We start from the raw sequence: 9794 nt of genomic DNA, 5'->3' as shown, positions 1-9794 counted from the left end.
CCCGACAGGGTGTGGGAGAGTAGCACACCGCCGCATTCACACGTTACAGGAGCCCCGATACCCACACGGTACCGGGGCTCCACTCATATCACCCCAACAATAATCCAAGGGGCCCCTTCACATACCCGGACAAATACGGAACCGTTGTCATCCGCAAATGTGAATACTCTCCGGCACAGCCGGAATCGTTCAATGCCCTTTGCACACATGGACTCGTAACATGGATACATACAATGGTCGGCATGAATCATGAAGTCATTCGTCACGCGACCATGGACGATTTGGATGCCTTGACGGCCATCGAAGCCGAGTGTTTCCCGCCTGCAGAAGCCGCAAGCGCCTATTCGTTGCAATCGCGGTTGCTTGTATATCCCGATTTCTTCTGGCTACTAACCGAAGGGGATGTCATCATTTCCTTCATCAACGGCTTTGCCACCAATCGTCCGGACCTGACGGATGACATGTATGATGACGCCTCGCTGCATGATCCGCAAGGCGAATGGCAGATGATCTTCGGTGTCGATACGGATCCGCGATTCCAACATCAGGGTCATGCCAGCACCTTGATGCGTGCGGTCATCGAAGACGCACGTGAAGCGGGCAGACGAGGCATGGTGCTGACCTGCAAAAACCGTCTTATCGGGTTCTACCAACGATTCGGATTCATCGACGAGGGCCTTTCCTCATCGACACATGGGAACGTGGTCTGGCACCAGATGCGTCTGACCTTTGATGCAGCCTGATTGGCCGCTGAAACATTTCTTTTGTTAGGCTCCGTTAAATCAAGATCGACAGGAATTCCATCCGAACTACCCCTCAGTCGGCTTCGCCGCCAGCTCCCCGGAAAAAGGGGAGCCTAGAATGGGGAGCATGTCAATCTTGGTTTAGCAGAGCCTTGCGTTATCGATGCTGCTGAACCATTAGCAAGCGAAATGATGCGTCACTTCGTTGCTACCAACGAAAATGGTGCTGGCTTTCCCGTCGTCGTGCAAGAGAAAGACCAGCACCATTATGAAATATATGTCACAGACAGTCTGTCAGAAATCGAAGTTGTCCGGGTCGGCTCCGTTGCGATGACCGGTGTTCAGCGCGTCGATGGCCTTCATATCCGCATCGGACAGTTCAAAATCGAACACATCGAAATTCTGGCGGATGCGCTCGGCATGCGTGGACTTCGGCAACACCACGATACCGCGCTGGATATGCCAGCGAATCACCACCTGTGCCGCGGACTTGCCGTACTCGGCACCGATTCGAGCCAACTCCGGGTTGGACAGCAGATTGCCGCCAGTACCGCCCAACGGGCTCCACGCCTCGGTCGCGATGCCAAGACCGGTCAAATCATCGATAAGCTCCTGGTTCGTGAATTGCGGGGAGGACTCGATCTGATCGACCGCAGGCTTCACATCGCTAGCGGCCAGCAGCTCGTCGATATGATGCTTCTGGAAGTTGCTCACGCCGATGGCCTTGGCGCGGCCGGAAGCGTAGATTTCCTGCATGGAGTCCCAGGCCTCATGCCAGCCGTCAACCGGCCAATGGATGAGATAAAGATCCACGTAGTCCACGCCCAGACGATCCAGACTCTCCTGGAAGGCATCCTTCGCGCGACGGGCGCGGATATCATCGTTCCACAGCTTGGTGGTCAGGAAGATGTCGTCGCGCGGTACGCCGGAACGACGGATGCCTTCGCCCACGGAGGCTTCGTTGCCGTAGATCATGGCGGTATCGATATGGCGGTAGCCGGCCGCCAACGCAGACTCCACCGCGTTCACCGTGGTCTCGCCGTCCGGCGTCTGGAACACGCCCAGGCCCACCTGGGGAATGACCGTGCCGTTGTTGAGCATGATCGTCGATTGAATCGCCATAATGCCTCGCTTACTTAAGAGTGATGTTTCCGCTGTAATTGTACGGAGCCGTCAACGGGAAACCGGCATCGAAACAGGCGCTTTCGCCAGCGAAGAACAGATATGGAACCAGCGAGGAACGGGGCAGCGATGCGTGGCTACGATAGGCAGCAGCGGAAACACCGACCTGTAAGGGAGAGGGAATCGTGGTTAGGGAATATGCGGCGACGTTTGATGCAGGCACCACGGCATTGAAGGGCGCCTTGGTGGCGGTCGACGGCGGCATCGTGGCCAGCGCCAGCGAGAACCTGACCCTGATCATCGACGGGGACCATCGTGAACAGGACCCTGATCAATGGTGGCATGCGTTCCGTATTGTCTCGCAGTCCATGCTGCGGCAGGCGCATGTGAACGAGCCCGGTTTCGCCGAGACGCAGATCATCGGCATCATCATGAGCGGTCAGATGCAGGACGTGATCGCACTCGACGAATCACTGCACCCCGTGCGCAATGCCATCCTGTATTCGGACGGTCGTGCTGGCTCGCAGGCCGACAGTCTTGCGGAAGCCTACGACGGCGGAGCGGCGCGATTCCTGGATAGGGTCGGCAACCGCCTCGAGGGATGCCTACCCTTGCCGAAGCTTATGTGGCTGAAGGACCATGAACCGGAGTCGTTCGCGCGGATCCGTCATGTGCTCATCAGCTCCAAGGACTACTTGACGGCCCGTCTGACCGGTGTATGCGTCGGTGATGTGGCCGCATGCTCCACGGCCGGCGCGATGGACATCCATACCGGGCAGTGGTCGGCGGAACTCGTCGTGGCCGCCGGCATCGACGGCGCGTTGCTCCCGGAGCTGCACAAGCCGCAGCACCGCATCGGCACCGTCACCGAAGAGGCCTCCCGACTCACCGGATTCAGCGCGGGAACGTCAGTTTATGCGGGCATCGGCGACGCGGGCGCCACCACATACGCCAGCGGCGTGAGTCGGCCCGGACAGTACAACATCAACATCGGCACGTCCGGCTGGATCGCCACCGTCTCCCCGGAACCGTTTACGGACAAGCCGGGCGCCGCAAACCTCGCGTTCGGTGTGGCTCCCGGCTACGTCAATGCCGTGCCGTTTCTCAACGCCGGCGACGTGCACAAATGGGTGACGAACACGCTCTCCGACGCCGATTACGGGAAGGCGCATGAGCTGGTCGGCGAATCCGTGCCCGGCGCGCATGGCGTACTGTGCCTGCCGTATCTGGTGGGGGAGCGGTTCCCCGTCATGAACCCTGACATCCGCGGCGCGTATACGGGCATCACGCCGGACACCACGCGCGCCGACCTGGTCCGTGCCGCGCTCGAAGGCGTGGCGTTCTCCATCCGCCAGGGCATGGAAAGCTTCGATGCCGAGCCCTCGGAGATCTCGCTCATCGGCGGCGGGGCACGGGAGACGGCATGGTGCCAGGTGCTTGCCGACGTGCTTGGGCACCCGGTCACGGTGTTCGCCAATGCGGACGTGCTGCCCGCGGTCGCCTTGGCCTCGTTGGTGTTCGACGATTCCGAACTGGTTCGCAGCATAGGCGAACGCACTATGTACCGGCCTGATCAGGATACGATGGGCGCCTACGATGCCGCCTACGCGCGATTCCTGCGGCTGTATCCGGCGCTTCGCTCTCTGCATCAGGAACAGGAAGGGGACGCATGATGGACGTGGTACGCGAACACATCGTCGTCACGGGGATGGTGCAGGGTGTGGGTTTTCGGTATTTCGCCGTGATGCAGGCCCGCAAGCTCGGCGTGCAGGGCTGGGTGCGCAACAGACTCGATGGTTCGGTCGAGGCCGAGGCGCAGGGCAATGGGGACGCCGTGGAACTGTTTGTGTCCGCATTGCGTCAGGGCCCGAAGTGGGCCGACGTGCGGGCGGTGGAGGTTACGGACATGGCACCCCGGCAGGATACTGTGGGCGACTTCCGCGTGCGCGGCCTGTGAGGGGATGTGCGGAACCTCCTCAATCTCACGATTCGGGTGAAAGTGGACATCGGACGGGGGTTCGTGGCTTCACGTTGCTACGATGAGGCGTTATGAGCGAGAACATCATGCGTATCATCGACCTTCGTGGTCAGAAACTGTCCCGTGCCGAACTGCTGGCCGCGATGCCGCGTGCCGCCATGGGCACCTCCGAGGCCACCGATCTGGTGCGTCCGATCCTGGACGATGTGAAGGAGCGTGGCGCCGCGGCCCTGCGTGACTTCGAGGAGAAGTTCGACCACGTGCGCCCCGCGAACCTGCGCGTGCCGGTCGAGGCCATGCAGGAGGCGCTCAAGGAGCTTGACCCCGAAGTGCGCGCCGCCATCGAGGAATCCGTGCGCCGCGCCCGCGCCGTGGCCGCCAACCAGGTGCCGAAGGACTTCCACACCGATCTGGCCCCCGGCGCCCGCGTGGCCGAGCGTTGGATCCCGATCCAGCGCGTGGGCCTGTATGTGCCCGGCGGCAAGGCCGTCTACCCGTCCTCCGTGATCATGAACGCCGTGCCTGCCCAGGCCGCCGGTGTCGAATCGCTGGCCATCGCCACCCCGCCCGCCCGCGACAACGCGGAAGGCCTGCCGAACAAGACCATCCTCGCCACCTGCGCCATCCTCGGCGTCACCGAGGTCTACGCGGTCGGCGGCGCACAGGCCATCGCCATGTTCGCCTACGGCGCCAAGGGTTCCGAACCGCAGGACGGCGACGTGCTGTGCGATCCGGTGGACAAGATCACCGGTCCGGGCAACATCTTCGTGGCCACCGCCAAGTCCCTCGTTTCCGCATTCGTGGGCATCGACGCGGTCGCCGGCCCCACCGAGATCGGCATCATCGCGGACAAGACCGCCAACCCGAGCCTGCTGGCCGCCGACCTCATCGGCCAGGCCGAGCACGACGAGCTCGCCGGTTCCGTGCTGTTCACCGACGACCCCGAACTCGCCGAGAAGGTGCAGGAGAACCTCAACTACCGCGTGCCTCGCACCGAGCACGCCGAGCGCGTCCACACGTCCCTGTCCGGCACGCAGTCCGCCATCGTGCTGACCGACGGCCTTGACCAGTCCATCGACGCGGCCAACGCCTACGCCGCCGAGCACCTCGAGATCCAGACCGAGGACGCCGACGCCGTGGTCAAGCGCATCAAGAACGCTGGCGCCATCTTCCGCGGCCCGTACTCGCCGGTGCCGCTGGGCGACTACATGTCCGGCTCCAACCACGTGCTGCCCACCGGCGGCACCGCCCGCTTCGCCGCAGGCCTCGGCGTGCACACGTTCATGAAGCCGGTCGAGGTCATCGAATACGACGAGGAGGGTCTGAAGGCGCTCGCCGCCCGCATCAACGCCTTCGCCGTCTCCGAGGACCTGCCCGCCCACGGCGAGTGCGTGCTGAGCCGCTTCGTCAAGGATCCGTACGACAAGGCCACCCTGCGCGAGCAGGAGACCGAAGCCGGCCTGCGCTGAGCTGATTGTATTTTGCGTGAATCCTGGCTCCTCGATTCAGAGGAGCCAGGCATATTCCGGGGAGAGAAATGACTGAAGCAACGAACGCGATTCCGGCGAACCTGCCGCTGCGCAACGACCTGATCGGCGAAGAGCCCTACGGCGCGCCCCAGCTCGATGTGCCGGTGTGCCTGAACGTCAACGAGAACCCGTACGCGCCGGATCCGGCCGTATGCGAAACGATCGCCAAGCGCGTGCTGGAGATCGCGCCGACCCTGAACCGCTACCCCGATCGCGAGCACATCGCGCTGCGTCAGGCGTTCAGCGACTATCTGGCCCGTGAATCCGGCACCCGTCTGGATGTGGACGAGCTGTGGGGCGCCAACGGTTCCAACGAGATCATGCTCCAGCTCTTCCAGGCGTTCGGCGGCCCCGGCCGCACGGCCCTGGGCGCCGACCCCACCTACTCCATGTACCCGGAGTACGCGCGCGACACGTTCACCGGCTGGAAGCTGGCCCACCGCAACGCCGATTTCACGCTGAACGTAGACAAGACCATCGAGGCCATCCACGAGGTCAAGCCCTCCATGGTGCTGCTCACCAGCCCGAACAACCCGACCGGCACCCCGCTGCCGATGAAGGACATCGAGCGCATCCTGGCCGCCTGCGAAACCGCGGACGTGGACGGGGCGCCCGAAGGCGTGCATCCGATCCTCGTGATCGACGAGGCCTATGTGGAGTTCCGCAAGCCCGGCACCCCAAGCGCCGTTTCCCTGATCAAGGACCATCCGAACCTGGCCGTCAGCCGCACCATGAGCAAGGCGTTCGCCTTCGCCGGCGCGCGCGTGGGCTATCTCGCCGCATCCAAGGGCATCATTGACTGCGTGCGCATCGTACGCATGCCGTACCACCTGTCCGCCGTGACGCAAGCCGCCGCCCTCGCCGCCTTCGAACACACGGACGAGCAGCTGAGCCGTGTCGACCACCTGCGCGAGACCCGCGAGGCCACCGCCGCATGGCTCAAGTCCCAGACCTACAAGGGCCAACCGCTCGACGTGGCCGAGTCCGGCTCCAACTTCCTCCTGTTCGGCGGCCACTTCGACGACCGCGACGCCATCTTCGACGAACTGTTGAAGCGCGGCGTACTCATCCGCGTGGTGGGCCCCGACGGCTGGCTGCGCGTGTGCATGGGCACCGACGAGGAAATGGAACGGTTCCGCGACGCGCTCGCCGAAACGCTGCGCATCGTCGAAGCCAGGTAACGCAAGGCATATCAAACAGCGCGATAATGAACGGCGGGGCAGGTCCGCGAACGGAGTGCCGGACCCGCCCCGCATGCTTCTCGCATATCAAATGACACCCGTGAAGGAGAGATGACATGGCGCGCACCGCGCACATCGTCCGCGAAACCAGCGAATCGCACATCAACCTCGAGCTGAACCTCGACGGCACCGGACAGACCGACATCGACACCTCCGTGCCGTTCTACAACCACATGATGAACGCGCTCGGCAAGCACTCGCTCATCGACCTGAAGATCCACGCCCACGGCGACACGGACATCGACGTGCACCACACCGTGGAGGACACGGCCATCGTGTTCGGCGAGGCGCTGAAGCAGGCCCTTGGCGACAAGCGCGGCATCCGACGTTTCGCCGACGCCACCGTGCCGCTGGACGAGGCGCTCGCCAAGGCCGTGGTCGACATCTCCGGACGTCCCTACGTGGTGTGCACCGGCGAGCCGGAAGGCTTCGAATACTGCATGATGGGCGGTCACTTCACCGGCTCCCTCGTGCGTCACGTGATGGAGTCCATCGCGCTGCACGCCGGCATCTGTCTGCACCTGCAGGTGCTCGCCGGCCGCGACCCGCACCACATCGCCGAAGCCGAATTCAAGGCGCTGGCCCGCGCGCTGCGCTTCGCCATCGAACCCGACCCGCGTATCGAAGGCCTGATCCCCAGCACGAAGGGATCGCTGTGATGACCGGGGACAACAACGGTCTGAACGATCCCGACCGGGATTTCGACCCGGACGAAAGCCACTTCTCCGACGAGGAACTGGAAGCGGCGCTGGCCGGTTTCGAGCAGGAATTCGCGGACGATGCGTCTTCCGCCGGAACGACGGAGCAGCCCGAGTCCGGTACGACGCCGGAAAACGGCACCGCCGGCACGGACGAAAACGAAGCCAACGGCGATACCGCAGACACCACCTCCGATGACGCTGCCTCCTCCGTGGCGGACGCGGTGAACGAGGCCATGGCGGACGTCGTGGATCCCTCGGACGGTTTCGACAACGAACTGGCCGGTCTGCTCGGCAACAAGGCCAAGGTGGCGCTGCTGGTCACCCGTGTGGCTTCGGCCGAACTCCTGGCCGCCTTCTGCCAGCTGTCGGACATCTCGGCCGAATGCATCGGCTCCAACCAGGGTGCGGTCGCGGTGCTGAAGAACCTGGACGGCGACGGTCCGGAAGCCGCCGCCAAGGACCTGACCACCGTGGTTTCCGGCATGGCCGTGATTCTCGCGGTCAACCGCGCCGACAAACTGGAGGCCAGCATGTACGTGCAGGGCGAGGCCGTGCAGACCTTCGCGCCGCCGGTGCTGTTCACCTCCACACCGCGGTTCGTGGAGGACATGATGCTCAGCATCGTGACCTTGGGCCAGCTCAAGACGCAGGGCTTCGAAGTGGTGGATTCCGCCGGGTTCACACACGACCAGGCCATGCAGGTGCTCGCCAACCACACCAAGCGCGGTCGCGGCGGGCGTGGATCGCGCATCGAATAGTTCCCGACGATCGTCGTGCGCGGCAGCTGTCCGCTGGCGACAATCGGCAACGAGAAACGAACGAAGGAAAGGCTTGAGAAGCGATGACCACAGCGGTTGTCTTTGATTACGGCTTCGGCAACGTGCGCTCCATGGTGCGCGCGCTGGCCAATCTGGGGGTGGACACCACACTCACCTCCGATTACCGTCAGGCCCTCGAGGCCGACGGTCTGGTGGTGCCGGGCGTGGGCGCGTTCGCGGCCTGCATGGAAGGCCTGAAGAAGGTGGACGGCGACAGGGTGATCTACGACCGCATCCGTGCGGGCCGTCCGGTGCTCGGCGTGTGCGTGGGCGAGCAGATCATGTTTGAGCACGGCCTGGAGCACGGCGCCCATGCCGACGGCGTGGGGCTGATCGGCGGTTCGGTGGACCTGCTGGACGCGGACGTGGTGCCGCACATGGGATGGGACACCGTCGAGGCCGCGCCCGATTCCGTGCTGCTCAAAGGCGTGGAACAGGAGCGCTTCTACTTCGTGCATTCGTACGCCGCCATGGCGGTGGGCAAGGCGGACACTTCCCGCTTCGACATCGACTTCGGCGATACGCCCGAGCGGGTGAGCTGGTGCGAGTACGGGCGTTCGCGCTTCGTGGCCGCCTACGAGCACGGCCCGCTGTCCGCCACGCAGTTCCACCCGGAGAAGTCCGGCGACGCCGGCGCCCAGCTCCTCAAGAACTGGATCGCCACGCTGTGACCGGTCCATGCCGGGGCCGACTGGCCCATGGCCGGTCGTTTGTGATTGTTATAGGAGAAAGGTTGTTCCCATGTCTTTGACGCTGCTTCCCGCCGTTGATGTCCGCGATGGCAAGGCCGTGCGCCTGCGCCAGGGCGAGTCCGGCTCCGAAACCGATTACGGCTCGCCGTTCGAGGCCGCCCGCACATGGGTGGAGGCTGGTGCCGAATGGATCCATCTGGTCGATCTCGACGCCGCGTTCGGCACGGGCAACAATCGCGATCAGCTGCGCGAAATCGTCCACGAGCTGGGCGACAAGGTCAACATCGAGCTGTCCGGCGGCGTGCGCGACAATGACTCGCTCGAGGCCGCTCTGGAGGCCGGTGCCGCCCGTGTGAACATCGGCACCGCGGCCTTGGAGAACCCGGACTGGACCGCCTCGGTCATCAGGAAGTACGGCGACCGCGTGGCCGTGGGCCTTGATGTGCGTGGTCACACGCTGGCCGCCCGCGGCTGGACCCGCGAAGGCGGCGACCTGTTCGAGACCATGAAGTTCCTCGACTCCGTGGGCTGCTCCCGTTACGTGGTGACCGACGTGGCCAAGGACGGCATGATGTCCGGCCCGAACATCCAGCTGCTGCGCGAGGTGGCCGAACGCACCGACGCCAAGGTGACCGCCTCCGGCGGCATCTCCAAGCTGGACGACCTGCGTGCCATCAAGGAACTGGCCGATTTGGGCGTGGACGCCGCGATCCTTGGCAAGTCCCTGTACGCTCGCGCCTTCACGCTTCAGGAAGCGTTGGAAGTGGCGAAGTAATGTTTTTGGCTGCCCTTCCTGAAGGGAAGCCAGCAGCGAAGCTGACTGAGGGGAGCTTTACCCCCCCCATTGAACTGCGCCCTGGAAGTTGGACGTGGTTTATTAAGGGTACCTGATCAGGCTGTGAGGGACATGTTCCGGAATTCCTCCGGGGTGTGTCCCTCCAGTCGTTTCTGGCGTCGTTTGGTGTTCCAG

The 9794-nt window shown here is 63.8% G+C and carries 11 protein-coding genes; 9 read left to right on the top strand and 2 right to left on the bottom strand.

From position 1 onward, the window contains the following. Window positions 1–233 precede the first annotated feature (233 nt). A complete protein-coding gene (locus KIH81_RS11735; RefSeq protein ID WP_214305488.1) occupies window positions 234–743 on the top strand; it encodes a GNAT family N-acetyltransferase in 510 nt (169 codons plus the stop codon). 294 nt (window positions 744–1037) lie between these two features. Here KIH81_RS11735 and KIH81_RS11730 read toward each other — a convergent pair whose 3' ends face one another. Then, a complete protein-coding gene (locus KIH81_RS11730) occupies window positions 1038–1865 on the bottom strand; it encodes an aldo/keto reductase (protein ID WP_214305487.1) in 828 nt (275 codons plus the stop codon). A gap of 185 nt (window positions 1866–2050) precedes the next feature. Here KIH81_RS11730 and KIH81_RS11725 point away from each other — a divergent pair, with 185 nt between their 5' ends. The 8 genes from KIH81_RS11725 (at window position 2051) to priA (ending at window position 9599) form a co-directional block, all read left to right on the top strand. Continuing rightward, complete coding sequence (locus tag KIH81_RS11725) at window positions 2051–3538, top strand: xylulokinase (protein WP_214305486.1); 1488 nt, start codon at window positions 2051–2053, stop codon at window positions 3536–3538. Beyond that, window positions 3535–3822 (top strand): acylphosphatase, encoded by a 288-nt coding sequence (locus KIH81_RS11720; RefSeq protein WP_214305485.1) that lies wholly within the window; start codon window positions 3535–3537, stop codon window positions 3820–3822. The genes KIH81_RS11725 and KIH81_RS11720 overlap by 4 nt, the downstream gene beginning before the upstream one ends. A gap of 92 nt (window positions 3823–3914) precedes the next feature. Continuing rightward, window positions 3915–5312 (top strand): histidinol dehydrogenase, encoded by a 1398-nt coding sequence (gene hisD, locus KIH81_RS11715; RefSeq protein ID WP_214305484.1) that lies wholly within the window; start codon window positions 3915–3917, stop codon window positions 5310–5312. A gap of 68 nt (window positions 5313–5380) precedes the next feature. Next, window positions 5381–6553 carry a histidinol-phosphate transaminase gene (locus KIH81_RS11710; protein WP_214305483.1) on the top strand — a complete coding sequence of 391 codons (1173 nt, stop codon included), beginning with the start codon at window positions 5381–5383 and terminating at the stop codon, window positions 6551–6553. 116 nt (window positions 6554–6669) lie between these two features. Next, on the top strand, window positions 6670–7272 hold the full coding sequence (gene hisB / locus KIH81_RS11705; protein WP_214305482.1) for an imidazoleglycerol-phosphate dehydratase HisB: 603 nt from the start codon (window positions 6670–6672) through the stop codon (window positions 7270–7272). Further along, window positions 7272–8072 carry a hypothetical protein gene (locus KIH81_RS11700; protein ID WP_214305481.1) on the top strand — a complete coding sequence of 267 codons (801 nt, stop codon included), beginning with the start codon at window positions 7272–7274 and terminating at the stop codon, window positions 8070–8072. Before hisB ends, KIH81_RS11700 begins: the two co-directional genes overlap by 1 nt. 83 nt (window positions 8073–8155) lie before the next feature. Then, window positions 8156–8803: an imidazole glycerol phosphate synthase subunit HisH gene (gene hisH, locus KIH81_RS11695; protein ID WP_214305480.1), complete on the top strand. Its 648-nt coding sequence runs from the start codon at window positions 8156–8158 to the stop codon at window positions 8801–8803. A gap of 70 nt (window positions 8804–8873) precedes the next feature. After that, window positions 8874–9599: a bifunctional 1-(5-phosphoribosyl)-5-((5-phosphoribosylamino)methylideneamino)imidazole-4-carboxamide isomerase/phosphoribosylanthranilate isomerase PriA gene (priA, locus tag KIH81_RS11690; RefSeq protein WP_214305479.1), complete on the top strand. Its 726-nt coding sequence runs from the start codon at window positions 8874–8876 to the stop codon at window positions 9597–9599. Window positions 9600–9715: 116 nt separating this feature from the next. On the opposite strand, the gene KIH81_RS11685 is transcribed toward priA, so the two are convergent. Next, window positions 9716–9794 (bottom strand): IS3 family transposase (locus KIH81_RS11685; protein WP_214305358.1); only part of this gene is annotated, 79 nt, incomplete at its 5' end.

The organism is Bifidobacterium miconisargentati (assembly GCF_019331675.1).
Classification (GTDB): Bacteria; Actinomycetota; Actinomycetes; order Actinomycetales; family Bifidobacteriaceae; genus Bifidobacterium; species Bifidobacterium miconisargentati.
Note: the sequence above shows the minus strand (reverse complement) of the source record. Positions and strands in the feature narration are given on the sequence as shown.

Bases quoted from the DNA above. Each gene is read 5' to 3' on its own strand.
- KIH81_RS11735 (WP_214305488.1), top strand. From the start codon at position 234: ATGGTCGGCATGAATCATGAAGTCATTCGTCACGCGACCATGGACGAT.
- KIH81_RS11730 (WP_214305487.1), bottom strand. From the start codon at position 1,865: ATGGCGATTCAATCGACGATCATGCTCAACAACGGCACGGTCATTCCC.
- KIH81_RS11720 (WP_214305485.1), top strand. From the start codon at position 3,535: ATGATGGACGTGGTACGCGAACACATCGTCGTCACGGGGATGGTGCAG.
- hisD (WP_214305484.1), top strand. From the start codon at position 3,915: ATGAGCGAGAACATCATGCGTATCATCGACCTTCGTGGTCAGAAACTG.
- KIH81_RS11710 (WP_214305483.1), top strand. From the start codon at position 5,381: ATGACTGAAGCAACGAACGCGATTCCGGCGAACCTGCCGCTGCGCAAC.
- hisB (WP_214305482.1), top strand. From the start codon at position 6,670: ATGGCGCGCACCGCGCACATCGTCCGCGAAACCAGCGAATCGCACATC.
- KIH81_RS11700 (WP_214305481.1), top strand. From the start codon at position 7,272: ATGACCGGGGACAACAACGGTCTGAACGATCCCGACCGGGATTTCGAC.
- hisH (WP_214305480.1), top strand. From the start codon at position 8,156: ATGACCACAGCGGTTGTCTTTGATTACGGCTTCGGCAACGTGCGCTCC.
- priA (WP_214305479.1), top strand. From the start codon at position 8,874: ATGTCTTTGACGCTGCTTCCCGCCGTTGATGTCCGCGATGGCAAGGCC.